The organism is Streptomyces caniscabiei (assembly GCF_014930365.1).
GTDB classification, from domain to species: Bacteria; Actinomycetota; Actinomycetes; order Streptomycetales; family Streptomycetaceae; genus Streptomyces; species Streptomyces caniscabiei.
Window position 1 is genome coordinate 403776 of the sequence record NZ_JABXWI010000011.1, and the last position, 21091, is coordinate 424866.

Sequence of the window (21091 nt, forward strand, 5' to 3'; positions counted from 1 at the left end):
GGAACGGTCCGTGAACGGCTCAGCAGACGACTTATGGAGGTCATCGGAAATCGGATGGAGCCGAATCGCGTGTCGATACGTCTATTCGGCGACGTCCCGACGACGACGCCGAAGTGACCGAAGTACAGGTGCAGGTGTGACGGAGGTGCAGGGCGATGGCCGGTTTCCGGAGTCTGGCAAGACAGGTGCGAGATCCCAGGTGCGATCTGGCACTGCGGCGTTATTCGCTGCGCAAGTGCCTTGAGCGATTCGCCCCCTACGGGCATCGGGCGACGTGGGACCACTTGTGCTCGCGGGCCGGCTTCGGCCCCGAGGACCGCAACCCCGACCCGGCGCGGCTCGTGGCCGCACTGGAGGAGTTGGAAGAGGCCCGCTCCGTCTGGCTCGACTACGAGGTGCAGTTCGCGCGGCGCCGCAAGAAGGAGAAGTACGACGGGCTGCGCAGGCCGGGCAGTGTCGACGACTGGCACCGGCTGACCTGGGGCGGTTTCGGTGTCGCGTGGTGCGACGACCCGAAGGTCCACCCCCGGGAACCCCTGGCGGAGGTGCTGCGCCGGCTCATCGCCGCGCTGGAGCGCGAGCCGGGCTCGACCTGCCCGGTGTGCGAGGGCGAGCGCCTCGTCTGGATGTACGACCTGGCCCATGAACCGTCCTCGGGCCCGGTCTGCACGGAGTGCGGAATCGTGGTGCCGCGACCGGTGCTCACACCCGAGGCCCTGGCGGAGTCCAGGCGCGGACGGCTGCTGGTCTCGGCCTAGCCCGGCGGGGGTGCGCCGGGGATGCCGCACCCCCGTGCATGTGCGTGGACGACACTCAGGTACGGCGCGATGACCAGGACGACGCCGCGGAGATCCGCCGGAAGGACTCCTAGGGCCTCTTGACGTCCGTGTGGATGGCGAGCTTGAACTCGGCGAGGGTGATCGCCGTGGCCCGCCTGGTGTCCCCCGCCCCGCGCGCGGATATCTTCAGGCCCAACGGCATGCCCTTGTGCACGAACATCTGCCACACACAGGTGCGGTACTGGCCGCCCCGGGTGCTCACGCTGTCCGTCGTGCCCGTGGAGTCGTACTTCTTCTTCGTCAGGCTCAGCGGGTCGCGCACGAAGCGGGTGCGGTACTCCAGCGTCCTGGGGTCGGCCTCCCAGAAGACCATCGCCGACAGCACGCCCCAGCCGTCGTGGCTGGGCCAGATCAGCCCTGAGCGCGGGTCGGGGAACTTCGAGGGGGCTCCGGCGCCGTTCGCCGGGTCGTGCATCTTCCAGGGGTCGTACGACTCCTCGGTCGCCTCGTAGGGGAAGCGCACCAGGTGGTAGCCGTCCGCGTCGTAGGTGATCCGCTGCGGACCCGAGTGTGCCCGCTCCCACTTCAGCGAACTGATGACGACGCTCATCGGCGCTCCTTGCCCTCACTGTGCCCTGGCTGTGCATGTGCCCTGCCCGGCCGGGGACGCACCGTGCCGCCCCTCCGTGTCCATGACACCGTGGGGGTGAAAGCGGTTGCGGCGCGGGGGCTCTTACCAGTCCGAAATTCCCTCGCTCCACCCCTTTCCCGTCCGGACAGTTGGGGGCGATGACACAGCCCTGAGCGACCCAGGACCGAGGAGAGGCCGATGTCGACGCTGCGCGTCACCGCCGAAGTGCTGACGATCCACGAACACCCGAACGCCGACGCCCTCGAACTGGCCCAGGTGGGCCTGTACCGAGCCGTCGTGGCGAAGGGGGCGTACCGCACCGGTGACACCGCCGTGTACATCCCGGAGCAGTCCGTGCTCCCCGCCCCGCTGATCGAGGAGCTGGGGCTCACCGGCCGGCTGGCCGGCGGCAACGCGGACCGGGTGAAGGCGGTACGGCTGCGGGGCGAGCTGTCGCAGGGCATCGTCTGCCGCCCCCGGGCGCTCGCGGACGTCGATCTCACGGCCGCCGCCACCGACGGCACGGACTTCGCGGAGCGGCTCGGCATCGTCAAGTGGGTGCCGCCGATCCCGCCCACCATGAGCGGTGAGGTCGAGTCGGCGCCGGAGCTGCTGCCCTGGGTGGACATCGAGAACATCCAGCGGCACCCCGGCATCTTCACGCCCGGCGAGTCGGTCGTCCTGACGGAGAAACTGCACGGCACGGCCTGCCTGGTCACTTATCTCGCCGAGGACGGCCGCGTCCAGGTCTCCTCGAAGGGCTTCGGGTCGAAGTCCCTGGCCCTGAAGGAGGATCCGCGGAATCTGTACTGGCGTGCCGTCCACGGTCACCGGGTGGGCGAGGTCGCCGCCCGGCTCGCCGAGCGGCTCGGCGCGCGCCGGGTCGGCATCTTCGGCGAGGTCTACGGCGCCGGGGTGCAGGACCTGACGTACGGCGCGGACGGCCGCCGCGAGACCCTCGGGTACGCCGTGTTCGACGTCTCCGCGGACATCGACGGCCGGGTCCGCTGGCTGGACTCGGCGGAGCTGCCGGAACTGCTCGACGGCGAACTGCCGCTGGTGCCACGGCTGTACGAGGGTCCGTACGCCGTCGACCGGGTCCTGGAGGTGGCGAGCGGACGGGAGACGGTCTCCGGGCGCGAACTGCACCTGCGCGAGGGCGTGGTGATCCGGCCGGCCACCGAGCGGTACAGCCCGGTGACCGGTGGGCGGGCCGTCGCCAAGGCGGTCAGCCCGGCGTATCTGACCCGTAAGGGCGGCACGGAGTACGAGTGACGCCCTCGGGTCGAGTGTCCGGGGCCCGGGGCCCGGGAGCCGCCGTGTCGGCTCCCGGTTCCCGCCGTTCGGCCCTGCGGCGCTCCACCAGGAGGCGGGAGCCGCTCTGCCGCTCACCGAAGACGTCGTCGGGGTTGGAGAGCACACAGGCGTCCATGGACAGACAGCCGCAGCCGATGCAGTCGGTGAGGTGGTCCCGCAGCCGGTTCAGCTGCTTGATCCGCTCGTCCAGCTCGGACCGCCAGGCCTCGGAGAGATGGGCCCAGTCCTCGCGGGTCGGCGTCCGCTCCTCGGGCAGTTGGGCGAGCGCCTCGCGGATCGTGGCGAGCGGGATACCGACGCGCTGCGCGGCCCGGACGAACGCCACCCGGCGCAGGGCGTCGCGGCTGTAGCGGCGCTGGTTGCCCGCGGTCCTGCGGCTGCTGATCAGCCCCTTGGACTCGTAGAAGTGCAGTGCGGAGACGGCGGCACCGCTACGGGCCGACAGCTGGCCGACGGTCAACTCGTGGATCTTCTCAGGGATCTGGGGCACCCCTCCGAGCCTACCCATACCCGAAAGGGTCGTGGTCCGTTGACAGGGACCGCCCGGCCGACCATGCTAAGCAGTCGCTTAGATATGGGACCAGGGAGGCCGAGAGATGGCAGAGCCGAGGATCTTCACGTCCGCCGAGGAGCTGAAGGCGGCGGTGGGTGAGTCGCTGGGGCACAGCGACTGGCTGGAGGTCGACCAGAAGCGCGTGGACCTCTTCGCCGAGGCCACCGGTGACCACCAGTGGATCCACGTGGACCCCGAGAAGGCCGCGGCCGGGCCCTTCGGGACGACCATCGCCCACGGCTATCTGACCCTGTCCCTGCTGCCGTTGCTCGTCCCCCAGATCCTCAAGGTCGACAACGTCACCATGGGGGTGAACTACGGCACCAACAAGGTCCGTTTCCCTGCGCCGGTGCCGGTCGGTTCCCGGCTGCGGGCCACCGCGACACTCCAGGACGTCACGGAGGTCGGCGGCGGCGTCCAGGTGACGGCCGCGGTCGTCGTGGAGCGCGAGGGCGGGGAGAAGCCGGTGTGCGTGGCGGAGTCGGTGTCCCGGTACTACTTCTGAGCGCGCCGTGGCGCGGCGTTCGCGACCGCCGCGCCACCCGCGTGCCCTATCCCGGCGCCACGGCCCGGCCGGTCTGCGGCGAGATCGTCCCCGCGCACAGACCACGGCCGGACAGCTGCTGCGCGATGCGCGGGAGCGCCGCGCGGGAATTGGCCGACCAGTCGTGCATGAGGATGACCTGGCCGTTCGTCAGACGGGCCGCCGCCTGCACGATCGCGTCGGTGCTCGCGCCGTTCCAGTCCTGCGAGTCGACGTTCCAGAGGATCTCGGTCAGGCCGTACCTGGACGCCGCCGACCGCACGGCCGCGTTGGTCTCGCCGTACGGCGGCCGGAACAGCTTCGGGGTGCCGCCGCCCGCGCCCGCAACGGCCTGCTGGGTGCGGGAGATCTCCGAGTCGATCTGCGCCTGGCTCAGCTGGGTGAGGTGCGGGTGGGTGTAGCTGTGGTTGGCCACCCACATGCCGGCGGTGACCTGCGCCCGGACCAGGGCGGGGTTGGCGGCGGCGTACTGGCCCTGGTTGAACATGGTGGCCCTGAGGCCGTTCTGCCGGAGCGCGTTCAGCAGGGCCGACGTGCTGCCGGACGGACCGTCGTCGAACGTGAGCCCGACATAGCCGGTGCAGGCGGCGGCCCGCTCCGGTGCGGCCGTGGCGGCGGTGGCGGCGGTGAGCGTCAGCGGGACGACGCTCGCCAGGGCGGTCGCGACGGCGGCCAGCCGCTTCACCGACCGGCGCGGCGAGCGGTGCGCCGGGCGGTGCGGTCCGGCGGTCACGGGGACACCGTGATGCTGGAGCTGCCGCTGCTCTGGTATCCCTCGGTGGCCATGATCATGTAGTACCGGAAGCTGCCGAGGGGCATCCCGGCGCGGGCCCAGGCGTCGAAGTGGTTGCCGGTGGTGATGTTCCCGCCGGTCCGCTTCGACTGGCGCACGCTCCAGTACTGGTCGAAGGTGCGGGTGCCCTCGACGGAGGGCGCGTTGTACCGCGTGGTCCGGTAGATGTCGTAGGTGCCGCCGTCGCTGGTGACCGTGCCCTTGTACGCGCCCGTCGGCCGGTAGGTGCCCCAGTTGTCGACGATGTAGTACTCGACGAGCGGACTGGCGGTCCAGCCGTAGAGGGTCAGATAGGCGTTGCCGGACGGGCTGAACGAGCCCGAGTAGGTCACGGTCCTGCGGGAGCCGTTGCTCCAGCCCTTGCCGGCGACGAAGTTGCCGGTGTTCCGCCAGGAGGTCCGGTAGGTGCCGCCGGCGGCCAGGGTCATGGAGACCGTTCCCGGGGCGTCGGTCCAGAACGAGTAGTAGAAGCCGTTGTTGCTTCCGGTCTGGTTGGTGGTGACCACCGTGTCCGCGCGGGCCGGGCCGGGCAGGGCCAGCGTGGTCGCCGCCGCCATGGCGGTCGCGCAGACGCCGCTCATGAAGAGCCGGCGGCTGGGGGGTGGGGTGGGAGTGGGTGCGGGAGCGTCGTTCATACGCGCGCGTCCTCCTCGGGCTCGTGGGGTTCGCCCTGTCACCCCGGGAGTGTTGGCCTGCCCCTGCCAACTGTCAATGCTTTCGGCACCGGACCCGAAACATTCGCACCCCGCACCAGCGACTACCCGCCAAGACCGTCGAGGGCGGGATCAGCGGAACGGCCGCAACCTTCGAATGTTTCGAAGGTCGGCCCGATCGCCGGGGGTCACTTCTTCGCGCCCACCATGCGCAGCACCAGATCCGCGTAGAGCGCGCCGACCTCGTCCGGGGTGCGCGAACCGTTGACGTTGAACCAGCGGGCCACGTCGATGCAGAGGGAGAGGATGGCGACCGTCGTGCCGCGGACGTCGGGGACGTCGAAGTCACCCGAGGCGACGCCGTCCTCGATGATGCCGCGCACGGCAGCGTCGTTCTCGCGGCGCAGGGTGACGATCTCGGCGCGGGCGTCGGGGCCGAGGGCGTCCAGCTCGTACTGCACGACACGGGCGACGGTGTGCTGCCCCGCGTGCCAGCGGACGAAGGAGCGCACGGCCTCGGCGAGCCGGTCGGCCGGTCCTCCCTCGGAACGGGCCGCCGTACGCAGGACGTCGAGGGCCTTCTCGTGACCGATGCGGCTGATCCGGTGGAGCAGCTCTTCCTTGGTCTTGTAGTGGATGTACAGCGCGGCGGGGCTCATCCCCGCGCGGCCCGCGATGTCCCGGGTCGTCGTCGCGTGGTAGCCACGCTCGGCGAAGGCCTCCACGGCGGCCACCAGCAGCCGCCGGGCCGCGTCCGGGTTGACCTCGCCCCACGGCTGCGGCTCGCCGCCCGCCGTCTCCTCCGCCGTACTCATCGCTCGTTCGCCCCTTCCGATGGCTCGGCACCACCATACCGCCGAAGGTGAGCGAGCGCTTAGAAGGCCCGTTCAGGGCCGTGCCGTACGGGAGCGGGGTCGCGCGCCGGGGGCCGCGCGCCCGGCCTCAGAGCTTCTCGAAGGGGTCGTGCTCGGCGAGGAGCTTCTCCAGCCGGGCCTGGTCGACCCTGCTGACGATCCGCCCGGCCTCCTGGCGGTCGCGGATCACCTTGGCCAGCGTGAAGGACGAGGTCACGAGGTAGAGGACCGCGATGGCCAGGAAGGCGCGGACCCAGGTGTCGGCGTCGAGCTGGTAGATGCCGACCGTGGTGGCCGCCATGGCGACGGCGAAGGAGGCGACGGCCTGGCCGTAGAAGGCCGCCGTGTTCTGCTGCTTGACCGGTGTCTCACTCATGGGGACATGGTCCGACGGATGTGGCCCGAACCACATCCGTCGGGATACTCAGCCGGCGCTCCCCCGTACTCAGGCCCGCGCGCACCCGGGCCCTCGCTCGGGCCGGGATCAGAACGCCGAGACGCCGGTCAGTGCCCGCCCGATGAGCAGCTTCTGTATCTGGCTGGTGCCCTCGTAGAGCGTCATCACCCGGGCGTCGCGCAGGAGTTTTCCGGCCGGGTACTCGTCGATGTAGCCGTAACCTCCGTAGACCTGGAGGGCGTTGTTCGCGGCGCGGACGGCGGCCTCGGAGGCGAAGAGCTTGGCCTTGCTCGCCTCGGTGGCGAAGGGCTGCCCCCGGTCGACGAGATCGGCGACGCGCCAGGTCAGCAGCCGGGCCGCGTCGACGTCCACCGCGATGTCGCTGATGAGTTCCTGGACGAGCTGGTGGTGGGCGATGGGCCTGCCGAACTGCTCGCGCTCGCCGGCGTACCGGACCGCCGCGTCCAGCGCGGCCTGGGCGATGCCGACGCAGCCGGCGGCGACCGACATCCGGCCCTTGGCGAGCGCGGACATGGCGACGGTGAAGCCCTTGCCCTCGGGGCCGAGCAGGGCGGAGGCGGGCACGCGGACGTCCTCCAGGACCAGCTCGGCGGTGGCCTGGCCGCGCAGACCGAGCTTGCCGTGGATGGTGCGCCGGGTCAGGCCGGGGGTGTCGGTGGGGACGAGGAAGGCGGAGACGCCCTTGTGGCCGGGGGCGTCGGTGGAGCGGGCGAAGAGCAGGACGACATCGGCCCAGGTGCCGTTGGTGATGAACATCTTGGTGCCGCTGATGACGTAGTGGTCGCCGTCGCGGACGGCCCGGGTGGCGAGGTTGCCCGCGTCGGAGCCGGTGCCGGGTTCGGTGAGGCCGAAGCAGCCGACGTACTCCCCCGCCGTGAGCCCCGGCAGCCAGCGGCGCTTCTGCTCCTCGTCGCCCCAGGCCGCGATCGTCTTCGCGACCAGACCGAGGGAGACGGAGACGATGCCGCGCACGGAGGAGTCGCCGCGCCCCAGCTCCTCGGTGACCAGGCAGTACGTGAGGTGGTCGCCGCCGGAGCCGCCGTACTCCTCGTCGACGGTGAGCCCCAGGAAGCCGACCTCGCCGAGCTTCTTCACGATCGCCCGGTCGACGCTCTCGGCGCGGTCCCACTCGATGACGTGCGGGGCGATCTCGCGCTCCACGAAGTCGCTCGCGAGCCGGCGCGCGGCGGTCTGTTCCTCGCTGAGCTCCAGGTTCACGCGGCCCGCCTCTCATCCGTTCCCCGTTAAATTACCACTGCTAGTTTTATGCCGCAGCCCTACTATGTGCGCCATGGCCCGACCGCGCAAGCCCCTGTTGAGCACCGACCGCATCATTGAGACGGCGCGGGCGCTGGTCGACGCGGAGGGACTGGCGGCGGTCTCCACGCGACGGCTCGCCGCCGAGCTCGGGGTGAGCGGGCCCTCCCTCTACAACCACTTCCGCACCATGGACCAGATCCTGGAGGCGGTCGCCGACTCGGTGAGCGCGCAGGTCGACCTGTCGATGTTCCGGGACGGGCGGGACTGGCGGACCGCGCTGCACGACTGGGCCGTGTCGTACCGGGCGGCGCTGCGCGACCACCCCAACATCGTGCCGATCCTCGCGCGGGGACCCGGGCGGCGGCCGGCGGGGCTGCGGGTCGCCGACGTCGTGTTCGGGGCGATGGTCGAGGCGGGGTGGCCGGCGGCCCAGGCGACGTCCATCGGGGCGCTGATGCGGTACTTCATCATGGGGTCGGCGATCGGGTCGTTCGCGGGCGGGTTCGTGGACGACGAGAGCGCCTACGACCCCGCCGACTATCCGCATCTCGGCCAGGCCCACCTGCTGGCCGAGCAGCAGCAGAAGGTCGACGAGCGTGCGTTCGAGGTGGGGTTGCGGGCGCTGCTGGACGGGTTGGAGCAGCAGTACGAGCAGGTCGGGCCCCGGTAGGGCGGTGCCGACAGGGCTCCGGGCGCGGGTGCGGGGCACCTCGCGCCGCGAACGGCCCGGGCCGCGGCCCCGGACCGGAGTCCGGAGCCGCGGCCGTCGACGCGAGGGGCTTGGCCTGACGCGGCACTAGCTCTCGGCTCGTGAACTCGCCCTTCCCGCGAGGATCTTGATCGAGACGAGGGCGATCACCGAGAGCCCGATGATGTACGCGGACACCGCCATGGACGTGCCGGTGGCCTCCAGGAGGAGGACCATCAGGAACGGGGCGAGGCCGCCGCCGAACACCGCGGCGATCTGGTAGCCGAGGGAGGCCCCCGTGTAGCGCATCTCGGGGGTGAACAACTCGGCGAACAGGGCGGCCTGGGGCCCGTACATGATGCTGAGGAAGCAGCTGGCGACGAAGGTGCCGACGGCGAGCCACAGCAGGGAGCCGGTGTCGATGAGCAGGAACAGCGGGACGGCCCACAGAGCGATGCCGGCCGCGCCGAACGCGTAGATCCGGATCCTGCCGACGCGGTCGGAGAGGGCCGCCGCGGCCGGGATCAACACCAGCTGGGTGAGGCTGACGCACAGGGAGACCGCGAGGACGGCGCTGCGTTTCATGTCGAGTTCGCGGGTGGTGTAGTCGAGGACACCGGTGATGAGGATGTAGAACGTCGCGGTGTTCACGGCGAAGGAGCCGCCGGCCAGGAAGACCGTGCCGAGATGACCGCGCAGGATCGTCCTGAGCGGGGAGCTCTTCTCGCCCTTCTCCTGCTCCGCCAGTTCCCTTTCGGCCGCCCGGAACTCGGGGGTCTCCTCGACATGGCGGTGGATGTACCAGGCGAGGCCGAGGACGAACAGGCCGACCAGGAAGGGCACGCGCCAGCCCCAGGCGGAGAACGCCGAGTCGCTGGTGGCCGCGCCCACGACCAGGAACATCGTGTTGGCGCTCACCACGCCGATGGGGACGCCGAGTTGGACGAAGCTGCCGTACACGCCGCGCTTGCCCTCGGGGGCGTACTCGGTGGCCAGCAGCATCGCGCCGCCCCACTGGGCGCCGACGGCGACGCCCTGGGCGACGCGGAGCAGGACGAGCAGGATCGGAGCGGCGATCCCGATGGTCTCGTAGGTGGGGAGGAGGCCGATGGCGGTGGTGGCCAGACCCATGAGCGTGAGGGCCAGCACCAGCATGGGCTTGCGGCCCCGTTTGTCGCCCAGGTGACCGGCGACGACGCCGCCGAGGGGGCGGGCGAGGAAGCCGACGGCGAAGGTGGCGAACGCGGCGAGCACTCCCGCGGAGGAGCTGCCGGCCGGGAAGTAGAGGTCGCCCAGGACGAGGGCGGCGGCTATGCCGAAGACGAAGTAGTCGTACCACTCCACCGCCGAGGCGAGCGCGGCGGCGGTGGCCACCTTGCGGTGGCTCTGGGGGCGGGAGGTGGTGACGGGGGAGGAAACGGGAGCGGTGTCCATGCGAGCACACTCCGGTGGGTGCGGGGACGTTCCCGGGAACGTACTGACCGGACGGTATGCCGGTCAACGGTCGTGCGTGGGTTGCTTTGGGTTACGGAGTGAGTGCTTCGGGTGAGGGGACTTCTTCGCGTCGGCGGGTTTTTCGGCCGGCGAGTTTTTCGGGCGCGGGTGGTGGGGGCTGGTCGCGCGGTTCCCCGCGCCCCTTGAAAGCATGGGCGGCGCCCGAAGTCTCAGAACGTCACCAGCGCCCGGCCGCCCTTGCCCGCTCGCATGTTGTCGAAGGCCGCCGGGATGTCCTCCAGGGCAATGCGGTCGGTCACCAGGGCGGCGAGGTCCAGGCGGCCGGCGGCGATGTGGTCCGCGAGGACCGGTACGTCGCGGGCCGGGTCGGAGTTGCCGTAGACGCACCCGGCCAGCGTGCGGCCCCAGTGGAAGATCTCGAGCGCGTTGAAGGTGACCTGCTGGTCCTTGCCGCCGATGCCGACGACCGTGGTGCGGCCGCCGCGCCGGGTCGACTCCCAGGCCGTCCGGATGGTGACCGCGCGGCCCACGCACTCCACGGCGACGTCCACGCCCTGCTTGCCGGTGAGCGCGCGGATCTCACGGGCGGTGTTCTCGGAGGCGACCACGTACTCCGTGGCCCCCATCGCCCGGGCCAGCTCCTCCTTCGCCGGGGAGACGTCCACGGCGACGATCCGCGACGCGCCGGCGATCCGCGCGGCCTGGAGCGCGGCCAGCCCGACGCCGCCCGCCCCGAACACGGCGACCGTCTCGCCCTCCCGGACCCGCGCCGAGTGGTGGACCGCGCCGTAGCCGGTGAGGACGGCGCAGCCGAGGAGGGCCGCGTCGGTGAGCGGAACGCCGTCCGGCGCGGGGAGCACACAGCCGGCGGCCACGACCGTCTCCTCCGCGAAGGCGGCGACGTTCAGGCCTGGGTGGAGGTCGGCGCCGTCCGAGGCGCGCCGGGCGTACACGTTCCCGGAGCCGAGCAGCGCGTTCGCGCACAGCCAGACCTCGCCGAGCGAGCAGGCGTGGCAACTCCCGCAGGACGGGGCCCAGTTGAGGACGACTCCGTCGCCGGGCGCGACATGGGTGACCCCGTCGCCGACCGCCAGGACGGTGCCCGCGCCCTCGTGGCCGAGCACGGCGGGCACCGGCACCCGCATGGTCCCGTCGGACAGCGACAGGTCGGAGTGACAGACCCCGGCAGCGGCGAGCCGCACCCGGACCTGGCCGGGCCCGGGGTCCGGCAGCTCGATCTCGGTGATCTCCAACGGGGCACCGACGGCGGGCAGTACGGCGGCTCGAACGGCCATGGGAACGACTCTCCTACTGGTTCGCCTGGAACCGGGTCAGAACGAGGGGACTCGGAAGCAGGGGCTCAGAACTGGAGGGACTTGGTCTGGAGGTACTCGGCCAGGCCGTGCGCGCCCAGTTCGCGCCCCACGCCCGACTGCTTGTACCCCCCGAACGGGGCCCGCGGGTTGAAGCGGCCGCCGTTGATGTCGACCTGGCCGGTGTCCATCCGGCGGGCGAAGGCCACGGCCTCGTCCTCGTCGCCTGCCCAGACCGCGCCGGCCAGCCCGTACACCGTGCCGTTGGCGATCCGCAGGGCGTCGGCCTCGTCCTCGTAGCGGAGGATCGACAGGACCGGGCCGAAGATCTCCTCCTGGGCGATCGTCATCTCGGGGGTGACGTCGGCGAAGACGGTGGGGCTGACGAAGTAGCCCTGCTCGCGCGGGGATTCGGGGCCGCCCGCGATCAGGCGGGCGCCCTCGGCCACGCCCTTCTCGATGTAACCCCGCACCCGCGCCTGCTGCTTGGCGTTGACGAGCGGGCCGATGCGGTCGCCGTACTTCGCGGCGGCCTGGGCGGCCAGCTCGACGGCCTCGTCGTACTGGGAGGTGTGGACGAGCATCCGCGTCCAGGCACTGCACGTCTGACCGGAGTTGGACATGACGTTGGCGACGCCGACGCTCACCGCCTTGGCGAGGTCGGCGCTCGGAAGGATGACATTGGCGGACTTGCCGCCGAGTTCCAGGGCGACCTTCTTGATCGCGGCCCCGGCGGTCGCGGCGATCTGACGGCCCACCGCCGTGGAGCCGGTGAAGGAGACCAGGTCGACGCCGTCGTGCTCGGCGAGCGCCTGTCCTGCGACCGGACCCAGGCCGGTGACCAGGTTGAACACTCCGGCGGGTACGCCCGCGTCGTGGACGGCCTCGGCGAAGAGCTGGGCGACCAGCGGGGTGTCCTCGGCGGGCTTCAGGACCACGGTGCAGCCGGCGGCGAGGGCCGGGGCGACCTTGGCGACGATCTGGTGCAGCGGGTAGTTCCAGGGGGTGATCGCGCCGACGACGCCGATGGGCTCGTGGTGCACGGTGGAGTTGCCGACCTTCTCCTCGAAGGCGTGCCCCGCGGCCAGTTCGGCGTACGAGCCGGCGACCGCGACCGGCAGGTCCGCGTGCACCTTCTGGGAGAACGGCGGCGGCGAACCCAGCTCCGCCGTCACCGTCTCGGCGATCTCCTCCCGGCGCGCGGCGAGCACGTCGCGCAGCGCGCCGATGATCGCTCCCCGCTCGGCGGGCGGGGTGGCGGCCCAGCCGGGGAGTGCGGCGCGGGCGGCCCGCACGGCGGCGTCGACATCCTCGGCGGTGCCCGCCGGGACACGGCCGATCACCTGCTCGTCGGCCGGGTTCACGACCTCGATCGTGTCGGTCCCGGCGGCGGGGCGCCAGGTACCGCCGATGTACATACCGTCGTGTGCCTTCATCGTGCTGCCTCCCGGGCGGGCGTGGTCGTCCGCCCCAAAAACTAGCCCTGATAGTTTTCCGGCACCAGGCCTCCGGGGAGTGAGGCAGGACTCGTCGGCGGCGCGTCGCGGAAGGGCGGCTGAGGGGGCGGGTGATGGGTCGAGGGGGGCGGGCGACGGGTCGAGAGGTGACGGGGCGTCGACCGGCTCAGAAGTCGACCCGCTTCCTGTCGTCGACCCGGGCCACGGCCTCCTGGGCGAACTCCTCGCGGTAGTCGCCGCGGATCTCCTCGATCCGCCGGTCGCTCTCGGCGGCCGACGCCGGCGGATACAGCAGGATCAGCTCGTACGACCGCTCCTTCTCGATCGTCCCGCCCGCGTCCCGCCACTGCCCGCGCCCCTCCTGCACGGTCAGCCCGTCCGGAAAGCCGGGGGTGACCTCGCGGTCGACGAAGGTCATGAACTGCTCGTCGGTGACGGCCGGACCGCCGTCGGGGCGCTCGGTGCCGAAGAGGAGCCGGGTCTCCATGTACGGCGTCCCGCGCGCCGGGGCGATCACGGACCCGGCGGGGGCGTCCTCGGCGAGGGTGGCGTACGCGGTCGGGGCGCCCACCACCAGCAGACAGGCGGTGGCCGCGAGGGCGACCCGGGCGCGGGTACGGCGGTGGGCGCGGGGGGAGGTGGGGAGTGCGTTCATGCGTCCACCTCTAGCGGTACCGCTGCTTCCGGTTGCGTGGGCCGCGCCGGTGCCGGTTCCCGTGTGCGTCCGTACGCCCCCGGGGCTCGGCGAGGCGTGCGGCGCACGCCCCGCACGCTGGTTCACGGCTTGCGCGCCGGTTCCTTGATTGTGGTGAGGTGGGCGAAGACGACGACGTTGCTCGCGTACCCCTTCCTCCGGTCGTACGTCCCGCCGCAGGTGATCAGGCGCAGTTCGGGGCGCCCGCGATGGCCGTACACCTTCTTGCTGGGGAAGCGGTCCTTCTCGTACGACTGCACGGCGTCCACCGTGTAGACGGCGGTGCGGCCGTCGGCCCGCAGGACCTCCACCAGGCGGCCGGGCTTGATCACGTCGAGCGCGGCGAACACGGCGGGGCCCGTGCGGGTGTCCCGGTGACCGACGACGACCGCCGTGCCGGGTCCGCCGGGCGCGGGCCCGTCCGCGTACCAGCCGACCAGCTTCGGCTGGTCGTCCGGCGGCGCGGGGAGCCGCCGCCGGGCGTCGAGGCGCAGACCGGTCACCGGCGCCTCGATGCCGAGGTAGGGGATGCTGACGGTCCTGGCCGGGGACGGCGGCAGCGTACGGGGACGGGCGGGTTTCCTCGGGCCGGCCGGGCCGGGTGCGGGCGGCGCGGGCCGCACCGGCTGGGCGGGGGTGGGCGCGGCGGGCGTCGGACTCGTGGACCCGGCGGGGGTCCGGCCCGTCGCCAGGGTCGCAGGGGTGGACACCGTCGGCGGGGTGGGCGGCCGGGTCTCCCACCCGGACGACGGCCCGGTCTCCCGCGCGGTCCCCGGGGCGGCCGACGCGGTCGGTTCGGCCCCCTGGTCGGGCGTCGCCGTCGAGGGCGGCGGGGAGGCGGGCTCGTCGGGTGGTGGGGGCGTGAAGTACAGGGACGCCCGGGCGCGTGGCGCGGCCGCACCGCGCGCCCCGGAGTCGGCCCAGGCGGAGCCGGCCTCGGCGGTCCCGGTCCGCTCCCTGCCCTCCGTCAGGTGGACGCCGCCCACCACCAGCGCGGTGGCCATGACGGCCGTCCGCGCCAGGCGGTAGGCGCGCGTCCGGTGCCAGGGCCTGCGCCGGCGTCTACGCGGCGCCATCGGCGCGGCGACGGCGCAGCCGCAGATAGGCCACGCCGCCGACCGCGGCGAGACCCACGGCGGCCGCGCCGGCGACCGGCGAGAAGTTCTGGGTGAGGGCGAGACCGCCGCCACCGGCCGGCACCGCGCCCTCGGGTCCCGCGAGGCCGTTGAGCGGGCAGTCGACGTTGATGTCCCGGCGCCCCTCCTCCAGTGTCCCGCCGATGGTCCTCCAGGTCAGCACGTAGTTGCCGTCGGGCAGGCGTGCCGCGTTCGGGGGCGCCACGGGCGTGCTGTGTCCGGTGCCGTCGGCCGCGAGGGTGATCTCGCCCGTGGCGACGGGGTCGGTGCGCGGCGCGGGGGGCTGGCGGTCGATGGTCCAGCTGATGCGCTGCGACGGCGTGGGGTCCTCGGGGAAGTTGAAGGCGGAGAGGTAGAAGTCGCAGACCAGCGGCTGGTTGCGCTGGTTGTCGAACGGGAAGCCCACCTTGTGGATCACGACGTCGGGGTCGCCCGGAGCGGCGACGGCGGCCGGTGCCGTGATCAGGCTGGCTCCCGTGACGGTGAGTGCCGCGAGGACGGCGGCGGCACTCGCGCGCACTCCGGCGGGGCGCGGGCGGGACGAGGTGGACATGCAGAACCTCCGAGTCAGACGATTTTCACACAAATCGCTCTTTCGCCTGACTCTCTGTCACATCGCACCGGACACGGGGGGAGCCGCGCCCGACGACCCCTCAGATGTCCCCCTTACGGCGCAGGGACGCGTCCGACGCACCCGACCGCGCGCCCTTCCCCTTGCGCTTCCCCGAGGTGCCGCTCCCCCGCCCCGGCTCCGCCGGCGAGCGCAGGGCGATGACCGACGACACCAGCAGCAGTGCTCCCAGCATCACGAACGGCGCGGCCACGCCCGCGACGCCGGCGATCAGACCCGCGGCGGCCGGTGCCCCGGCCTGTCCCAGCCGGTTCCCCGTCAGCCGCAGGGCGAGCGCGGTGGAGCGGGCGTCGTCCGGCGCGGCCTGCACCACCGTCGTCATGGACAGCGGCTGCCCGGCCCCGAGGCAGAACCCGAGCGCGGCGAGGATCAGGGCGAGCGCCCACACCGGCACCGGCAGCGCGATCCCGGCGCACAGCACGGCCCCCAGCACACAGGTGACCGTGAGCAGCGCGGTCCGGCCGAGCAGCCGCAGCATGGGTGTCATCACCAGACGGCACGCGATGGTCGCCGCCGCCCGCAGGCTGAGCAGGAGGCCGATCACCGACGGCGCGATGCCCCGGTGTTCACCGACCACCGGCAGATACGCGGTGAGGATGTCCGTCGCCGACAGCACGGCGAGGCTGATGAAGATGCCGCCCGGCACGCCGCGGGTGCGCAGGATGCGGTGCACGGGCACGCGATCGCCCGGTGCCGTACGGGACTTGGGCTCGACCGGGCGCTCTATCCGCCACAGCGAGGTGAACGCGACCGCCGCCCCGGCCCCCGCGACCACCAGCGCCAGGGCGCTCGTACGGGCCATGTCCGGGCCGCCGATCAGGGCGCCCGCGGCGATCGGACCGACCAGCTGGCCGAGGGAGGCGCCGATGGTGAAGTGGCCGAAGTTGCGGTCGTGTTCGTGCGGCGCGGACTGGCGGGCCACCAGGGACTGGGCGCCGATGACGAAGGAGAGGTGTCCGAGGCCCATCACGCCGCTCCAGACGGCCATCGCCACCAGGGAGTCGGCCAGACCGCTCAGGACGCAGCCGCCGGAGATGAGGACGACGCCGACCGGCAGCAGGGGCGCGCACCGGCCGTGGTCGGTCCTGCGGCCGAGCGGGACGGCGGCGAACAGCGGGAGCAGGGCGTAGACCCCCGCGATCACACCGACGGCCCGTTCGTCGGCGCCCAACGCGAGGGCCCGGTAGGACACGGCGGGCCGCGCCATCGACACCGCCCCCTGCGCGAAGCTGAAGGCGATGACGAGGCGGAGCAGCCAGCCTCGGTTCCTACCGGGCCTCACGATGCGGGTCCTCCTGGGGGAAGTTCACGCCGGTCCGAGCGAACTTCGCTCCATGGCGCGGGAGTCGGGTCCGACGGTTCGGGCGATGCCGTCAGATGATGCCGAACAGCACGCCCGCGCCGAGGATGATCAGCGAGGTCGCCGCCGCCCACTTGACCACGAACTTGGTGTGGTCGCCGAACTCGACCTTGGCCATGCCCACGAGCACGTACACGGCGGGGACCAGCGGGCTGGACATGTGCAGCGGCTGGCCGACGAGGGAGGCGCGGGCGATCTCCAGCGGGGAGACCCCGTGGGCGGCACCGGCCTCGGCGAGGACCGGGAGGACACCGAAGTAGAAGCCGTCGTTGGACATGAAGTAGGTGAGCGGCAGGCTCAGGAAGCCGGTGACCAGGGCCATGTGCGGGCCCATGCCGGCCGGGATGCCGTCGACGATCCACTTGGCCATCGAGTCGACCATGCCGGTGCCCTGGAGGACGCCGGTGAAGACGGCGGCGGCGAAGACCATCCCGGAGACGTTGAGGACGTTGTCCGCGTGGGCGGCGAGCCGGTCCTTCTGGTCGGGGATGTGGGGGAAGTTGACCGTCAGCGCGAGCGCGGCGCCGAGGATGAACAGCACCGGGATCGGCAGCCACTCCATGATCATGGCGGTCAGCAGCGAGACCGTGAGCAGCGCGTTGAACCAGTACAGCTTGGGGCGCAGCGTCGGGCGGTTGGGGTCCAGGCCCTGGAGGCGGACGTCGTCCGCGTCGTCGTCCTCGGCGTCGGTGCCGGAGCCCGCTCCGCCGGTGCTCTTCGTCGTACGGACCTTGTCGTCACCGGAGGCGGAGGCGGAACCCGCACCGGATCCGGCGGCCGACGAGGCGCCCGCGCCGACGAGCACGGTCTCCTCGGAGCCGGACGTCTCCTCGTCCTTGACGATCTTCTCCTGCTCCAGGACCTCGTCGAGGCTCAGCACACCGAGGCGCTTGCGCTCGCGCAGACCGAGGAAGTAGGCGAGGACGAAGACGAAGAGCAGACCGACGGCGAGCGCCGGGATCATGGGGACGAAGATGTCGCCGGCGTCGAGCTTGAGCGCGGTGGCGGCGCGGGCGGTCGGGCCGCCCCAGGGCAGCGTGTTCATCACGCCGTTGGCGGTGGCGGCGACACCGGTCATCACGACCAGGCTCATCTTCAGGCGCTTGTACAGCGGGTACATCGCCGAGACGGTGATCATGAAGGTGGTCGAGCCGTCGCCGTCCAGCGAGACGATCGCGGCGAGCAGGGCCGTGCCGATGACGATGCGCAGCGGGTCGGCCTTGCAGAACTTCAGGATGCCTCGGACGATCGGGTCGAAGAGGCCGACGTCGATCATGAGGCCGAAGTAGACGATGGCGAACATCAGCATCGCGGCGGTGGGCGCGAGATTGCCCACCCCCTCGATGACGTAGTCGCCGAGTTGGGCTCCCTTTCCGACGAACACGCAGAAGAGCGCGGGGATCAGTACGAGTGCCGCGATCGGCGACATCTTCTTCATCATGATCAGGACCAGGAAGGTCGCGATCATGGCGAAGCCGAGGATGGTCAACATGTGGATACCTAACGTTCGCCCTTGAACTCCCACCAGGGCACCGGCGGTGCGACGACGTTAGGGCGGCTCCACAAGCGTTAACAAGACGTTGACATGCGAGCAATAAGCGCAGAACTCCAGGTCACAGCGTTGCGCCTGCTCGGGACAGCTCGACGGGGATGCCGTTGAGGACCGCGTTGCCCGACAGCGGGTCGAGCAGGGAGCCGTCGAGGAGCTGGTTGACGTTGACCCCGGGGTCGACCGCCGCGTGGCTCATACGGGTGCCCGGACGGTCGTGTCCCCAGCCGTGCGGAAGGCTCACGACACCCTGTCGTACGACGTCGGTGACCTCGGCGGGAGCGGTGACCTCTCCCCCGGCGCCCTTGATCCGTACGGCGTCCCCGTCGGCGAGGCCGAGGCGGTCGGCGTCGTCGGGGTGGATGTGGAGGGTGCAGCGGTTGGTGCCGCCGGTGAGGGCGGGGATGTTGTGCAGCCAGCTGTTGTTGGAGCGAAGATGGCGGCGGCCGATGAGGACCAGGCCGTCCGGGCGCTCGCGCAGGGCGGTGCGGAGCCTCGGCAGATCGTCGACGATCGGCCCCGGCAGCAGCTCGATCCGGCCGCTGACCGTCTTCAGCGGCTGCGGCAGCCGGGGCTTCAGCGGTCCGAGGTCGATGCCGTGCGGGTGGGCGAGGAGCTTCGCCAGCGTCAGTCCGTCCGGGTTCGCGCCGAAGCCCTCGCCGTACGGGCCGAGGCGCAGCATCATGTCGAGCCGGCGCTCGGGGCCGGTGTCGCCGGTGAGCAGGCCCGCGAGTTCGCGCGGATCGCGGCCTTGGACGGGCGAGTGGGCCTCCTGCACGGCCTTGCCCAGGGTCTGGCCGATCACCAGGTCGTCCACGGCGGACGGGTCGGCGCCGTGCATGCCGGTGGCGGCGAGGGTGAGGCGGGCGAGGATCTCGGTCTCGGCCATGCGGCCGTCCTCCAGGGGGACGGCGGCGCGGTTGTAGCGGACCTGGTTGCGCACGGCGAAGGCGTTGAACGCGAAGTCGAAGTGCGGGGCCTGCGAGGGCGGGGGCGGCGGCAGGACCACGTCGGCGTGGCGCGCGGTCTCGCCGAGGTAGGGGTCGACGCTGACCATGAAGTCCAGCGAGCCGAGCGCCTTGTCGAGACGGTCCCCGTCGGGTGCCGAAAGCACCGGGTTGGCGGCGATCGTGATGAGGGCACGGACGGGGCTGCCCTCGGGGGTGGCGGTGTCGATCTCCTCGGCGAGCACGGAGAGCGGCAGTTCGCCCTTGGCCTCGGGGTGGCCGCCGACCCGGCTGTGCCAGCGTCCGAGGCCGAAGCCCCGGCCGGGTCCGGCGGGGCGGGGGGTCTTGTCCGTCGCGGAGTGCGGGAACAGCGCGCCGCCAGGCCGGTCGAGGTTGCCGGTGAGGATGTTGAGGACGTCGACCAGCCAGCTGGCGAGGGTGCCGTGCGGGACGGTGCAGCTGCCGATGCGGCCGTAGACGGCGGCGGTGGGCGCGGCGGCCAGCTCGCGGGCGAGCGCGCGGATGGTGCCGGCGTCGACGTCACAGGCGCCGGCGACGGCCTCGGGGGTGAACTCCCGCACGGCGGCGGCGAGTTCGTCGACGTCCTGCACATGCGGGGCGAGGTCCCCGAGGTCGGTGAGCGCCTCCTCGAACAGCACCTGGGCCATCGCCGCCAGCAGCAGGGCGTCCGTGCCCGGCCGGATGGCGATGTGCCGGTCGGCGAGCTTGGCCGTGCGGGTCAGGCGGGGGTCGACGACGGTGAGGGTGCCGCCGCGCGCCTTGAGGGCCTTGAGCTTGCCGGGGAAGTCGGGGGCGGTGCACAGACTGCCGTTGGACTCCAGCGGGTTGGCGCCGAGGAGCAGCAGATGGTCGGTGCGGTCCAGGTCGGGGACGGGGATGGCGTGGGCGTCGCCGTAGAGCAGTCCGCTGGAGACGTGCTTGGGCATCTGGTCGACGGTGGAGGCGGTGAACAGGCTGCGGGTGCCGAGTCCGGCGAGCAGGACGGGCGGGTAGAGGGCGCCGGCCATGGTGTGGACGTTCGGGTTGCCGAGGACGACGCCGACGGCGTTCGGGCCGTGCGCCTCGACGACCGGTCGCAGCCCGGCGGCGACCGCGTCGAAGGCCTCCGCCCAGGTGGCTTCCCGCAGCTCCCCGTCCTTGCGGACCAGCGGGGTGCGCAGCCGGTCGGGGTCGCCGTCGGCCGCCCCGAACGAGGCACCCTTGGGGCAGATGAACCCCTTGCTGAACACATCGTCCCGGTCGCCGCGGGCCCCGGTCACCCGGGTGCCCTCGATGGTGAGGGTGAGTCCGCAGGTCGCCTCGCAGAGCGGGCAGACCCGCAGGGCGGTGCGGGAGTCGGTGGTGGTGGACACGGGTCCTCCCGGAGGGGGCGGCGGCGACGGTGACGCTCGGACGGCGGGCCGCGCGCACGGAGCACGCGACACCGAGGCCGAGCATACCGACCGGTATGCACCACGGGGAGGGGCTGCCGGGGTCTTGTCGCGAAACGGCGAGAACCACGGGGAGGGGCTTGTCGGAAACGGGGGCACCTGTGGGGAGGGCCGGCGGCAATCGGCGGCACCTGCGGGGAGGGCCTCGTCCGGAAACGGGGGCGCCCGCAGGTAGGGCCTCGCCGCGCAACGGCGGCACCTGCGAGGAGCGACCAGTCCGGCAACGGCGTCACCCACAGGGAGGGTCTCGTCCGGAAACCTCGGCGCCCACAGGAAACGCCTCGCCGCGAAACAGCGGCACCCTCGGGGCACGGCCGCACGAAGGCGACCCGGGGCCGGGGCCGGAGGCCGGGGCCGGGGTCGGAGGCCGGGGCCGGGGCCGGGGTCGGAGGCCGGCGGCCGGGGCCGGGGCCGGGGGCCAGAGGCCGGGGCCGGGGGCCAGAGACCGGAGGCCGGGGGCCAGAGACCGGAGGCCGGGGGCCAGAGACCGGGGCCGGGGGCCAGAGACCGGAGGCCGGGGCCGGGGTCGAGGTCGGGGTCGAGGTCGGGGCCAAAGGCCGGGGCCGGAGGCCGGAGGCCGGGGGCCGGGGCACCACCGAGGAGGCCAC

20 protein-coding genes are annotated in these 21091 nt (G+C 72.3%); 4 read left to right on the forward strand and 16 right to left on the reverse strand.

Features of this window, described 5'->3' with window-relative positions; translation table 11 throughout:
- The first annotated feature begins 155 nt into the window (after nucleotides 1–155).
- Complete coding sequence (locus HW837_RS30230) at nucleotides 156–758, forward strand: hypothetical protein (protein WP_045557032.1); 603 nt, start codon at nucleotides 156–158, stop codon at nucleotides 756–758.
- A 109-nt stretch (nucleotides 759–867) separates the two neighbouring features.
- On the opposite strand, the gene HW837_RS30235 is transcribed toward HW837_RS30230, so the two are convergent.
- On the reverse strand, nucleotides 868–1389 hold the full coding sequence (locus HW837_RS30235; RefSeq protein WP_060885316.1) for a hypothetical protein: 522 nt from the start codon (nucleotides 1387–1389) through the stop codon (nucleotides 868–870).
- A 219-nt stretch (nucleotides 1390–1608) separates the two neighbouring features.
- On the opposite strand from HW837_RS30235, the gene HW837_RS30240 reads away from it, so the two are divergent.
- Nucleotides 1609–2685, forward strand: coding sequence for an RNA ligase (ATP) (locus HW837_RS30240; protein ID WP_093789425.1), 1077 nt, complete (start codon nucleotides 1609–1611; stop codon nucleotides 2683–2685).
- Here HW837_RS30240 and soxR read toward each other — a convergent pair.
- A complete protein-coding gene (soxR, locus tag HW837_RS30245; protein ID WP_078853387.1) occupies nucleotides 2639–3217 on the reverse strand; it encodes a redox-sensitive transcriptional activator SoxR in 579 nt (192 codons plus the stop codon). The genes HW837_RS30240 and soxR overlap by 47 nt on opposite strands.
- A 106-nt stretch (nucleotides 3218–3323) precedes the next feature.
- Here soxR and HW837_RS30250 point away from each other — a divergent pair, with 106 nt between their 5' ends.
- A complete protein-coding gene (locus tag HW837_RS30250; RefSeq protein WP_045557029.1) occupies nucleotides 3324–3785 on the forward strand; it encodes a MaoC family dehydratase in 462 nt (153 codons plus the stop codon).
- Between the two features lie 46 nt (nucleotides 3786–3831).
- On the opposite strand, the gene HW837_RS30255 is transcribed toward HW837_RS30250, so the two are convergent.
- The 5 genes from HW837_RS30255 to HW837_RS30275 all read right to left on the reverse strand — a co-directional run bounded on the left by HW837_RS30255 (nucleotide 3832) and on the right by HW837_RS30275 (nucleotide 7760).
- Complete coding sequence (locus tag HW837_RS30255) at nucleotides 3832–4557, reverse strand: polysaccharide deacetylase family protein (RefSeq protein WP_193380430.1); 726 nt, start codon at nucleotides 4555–4557, stop codon at nucleotides 3832–3834.
- Nucleotides 4554–5252 (reverse strand): glycoside hydrolase family 11 protein, encoded by a 699-nt coding sequence (locus tag HW837_RS30260; protein ID WP_237270431.1) that lies wholly within the window; start codon nucleotides 5250–5252, stop codon nucleotides 4554–4556. Before HW837_RS30260 ends, HW837_RS30255 begins: the two co-directional genes overlap by 4 nt.
- A gap of 206 nt (nucleotides 5253–5458) precedes the next feature.
- Nucleotides 5459–6085 (reverse strand): TetR/AcrR family transcriptional regulator, encoded by a 627-nt coding sequence (locus tag HW837_RS30265; protein WP_045557026.1) that lies wholly within the window; start codon nucleotides 6083–6085, stop codon nucleotides 5459–5461.
- Between the two features lie 127 nt (nucleotides 6086–6212).
- On the reverse strand, nucleotides 6213–6500 hold the full coding sequence (locus HW837_RS30270; protein ID WP_045557025.1) for a YiaA/YiaB family inner membrane protein: 288 nt from the start codon (nucleotides 6498–6500) through the stop codon (nucleotides 6213–6215).
- Between the two features lie 108 nt (nucleotides 6501–6608).
- A complete protein-coding gene (locus HW837_RS30275; protein WP_093789426.1) occupies nucleotides 6609–7760 on the reverse strand; it encodes an acyl-CoA dehydrogenase family protein in 1152 nt (383 codons plus the stop codon).
- Nucleotides 7761–7833: 73 nt separating this feature from the next.
- Between HW837_RS30275 and HW837_RS30280 the strand changes: the two genes are divergently transcribed.
- Entirely contained in the window at nucleotides 7834–8472 is a 639-nt protein-coding gene (locus HW837_RS30280; protein WP_045557023.1) for a TetR/AcrR family transcriptional regulator, read from the forward strand.
- A 126-nt stretch (nucleotides 8473–8598) separates the two neighbouring features.
- Here the strand turns inward: HW837_RS30280 and HW837_RS30285 are convergent, their stop codons facing one another.
- From HW837_RS30285 to HW837_RS30325, 9 genes are all read right to left on the reverse strand, one after another.
- The gene (locus HW837_RS30285; protein ID WP_045557022.1) at nucleotides 8599–9924 is read right to left on the reverse strand and encodes an MFS transporter; all 1326 of its coding nucleotides are present in this window, start codon (nucleotides 9922–9924) and stop codon (nucleotides 8599–8601) included.
- Nucleotides 9925–10154: 230 nt separating this feature from the next.
- Entirely contained in the window at nucleotides 10155–11240 is a 1086-nt protein-coding gene (locus tag HW837_RS30290; protein WP_045557021.1) for a Zn-dependent alcohol dehydrogenase, read from the reverse strand.
- 65 nt (nucleotides 11241–11305) lie between these two features.
- Nucleotides 11306–12694 (reverse strand): aldehyde dehydrogenase family protein, encoded by a 1389-nt coding sequence (locus HW837_RS30295; protein ID WP_193380429.1) that lies wholly within the window; start codon nucleotides 12692–12694, stop codon nucleotides 11306–11308.
- Nucleotides 12695–12881: 187 nt separating this feature from the next.
- Nucleotides 12882–13370, reverse strand: coding sequence for a DUF3574 domain-containing protein (locus HW837_RS30300; protein ID WP_045557019.1), 489 nt, complete (start codon nucleotides 13368–13370; stop codon nucleotides 12882–12884).
- A gap of 122 nt (nucleotides 13371–13492) precedes the next feature.
- Complete coding sequence (locus tag HW837_RS30305; RefSeq protein ID WP_193380428.1) at nucleotides 13493–14485, reverse strand: class F sortase; 993 nt, start codon at nucleotides 14483–14485, stop codon at nucleotides 13493–13495.
- Complete coding sequence (locus tag HW837_RS30310; protein ID WP_045557017.1) at nucleotides 14472–15098, reverse strand: hypothetical protein; 627 nt, start codon at nucleotides 15096–15098, stop codon at nucleotides 14472–14474. Before HW837_RS30310 ends, HW837_RS30305 begins: the two co-directional genes overlap by 14 nt.
- A gap of 100 nt (nucleotides 15099–15198) precedes the next feature.
- A complete protein-coding gene (locus HW837_RS30315; RefSeq protein WP_193380427.1) occupies nucleotides 15199–16458 on the reverse strand; it encodes an MFS transporter in 1260 nt (419 codons plus the stop codon).
- Between the two features lie 91 nt (nucleotides 16459–16549).
- Nucleotides 16550–18028, reverse strand: coding sequence for a CitMHS family transporter (locus HW837_RS30320; protein ID WP_045557015.1), 1479 nt, complete (start codon nucleotides 18026–18028; stop codon nucleotides 16550–16552).
- A gap of 121 nt (nucleotides 18029–18149) precedes the next feature.
- Nucleotides 18150–20405, reverse strand: a complete 2256-nt coding sequence (locus HW837_RS30325; protein ID WP_045557014.1) for a molybdopterin oxidoreductase family protein — start codon at nucleotides 20403–20405, stop codon at nucleotides 18150–18152.
- Nucleotides 20406–21091: the final 686 nt, after the last annotated feature.

Coding starts and splice junctions, on each gene's coding strand:
- HW837_RS30230 (WP_045557032.1), top strand. CDS start 156: ATGGCCGGTTTCCGGAGTCTGGCAAGACAGGTGCGAGATCCCAGGTGC.
- HW837_RS30235 (WP_060885316.1), bottom strand. CDS start 1,389: ATGAGCGTCGTCATCAGTTCGCTGAAGTGGGAGCGGGCACACTCGGGT.
- HW837_RS30240 (WP_093789425.1), top strand. CDS start 1,609: ATGTCGACGCTGCGCGTCACCGCCGAAGTGCTGACGATCCACGAACAC.
- HW837_RS30250 (WP_045557029.1), top strand. CDS start 3,324: ATGGCAGAGCCGAGGATCTTCACGTCCGCCGAGGAGCTGAAGGCGGCG.
- HW837_RS30260 (WP_237270431.1), bottom strand. CDS start 5,252: ATGAACGACGCTCCCGCACCCACTCCCACCCCACCCCCCAGCCGCCGG.
- HW837_RS30265 (WP_045557026.1), bottom strand. CDS start 6,085: ATGAGTACGGCGGAGGAGACGGCGGGCGGCGAGCCGCAGCCGTGGGGC.
- HW837_RS30270 (WP_045557025.1), bottom strand. CDS start 6,500: ATGAGTGAGACACCGGTCAAGCAGCAGAACACGGCGGCCTTCTACGGC.
- HW837_RS30280 (WP_045557023.1), top strand. CDS start 7,834: ATGGCCCGACCGCGCAAGCCCCTGTTGAGCACCGACCGCATCATTGAG.
- HW837_RS30285 (WP_045557022.1), bottom strand. CDS start 9,924: ATGGACACCGCTCCCGTTTCCTCCCCCGTCACCACCTCCCGCCCCCAG.
- HW837_RS30290 (WP_045557021.1), bottom strand. CDS start 11,240: ATGGCCGTTCGAGCCGCCGTACTGCCCGCCGTCGGTGCCCCGTTGGAG.
- HW837_RS30295 (WP_193380429.1), bottom strand. CDS start 12,694: ATGAAGGCACACGACGGTATGTACATCGGCGGTACCTGGCGCCCCGCC.
- HW837_RS30300 (WP_045557019.1), bottom strand. CDS start 13,370: ATGAACGCACTCCCCACCTCCCCCCGCGCCCACCGCCGTACCCGCGCC.
- HW837_RS30305 (WP_193380428.1), bottom strand. CDS start 14,485: ATGGCGCCGCGTAGACGCCGGCGCAGGCCCTGGCACCGGACGCGCGCC.
- HW837_RS30310 (WP_045557017.1), bottom strand. CDS start 15,098: ATGTCCACCTCGTCCCGCCCGCGCCCCGCCGGAGTGCGCGCGAGTGCC.
- HW837_RS30320 (WP_045557015.1), bottom strand. CDS start 18,028: ATGTTGACCATCCTCGGCTTCGCCATGATCGCGACCTTCCTGGTCCTG.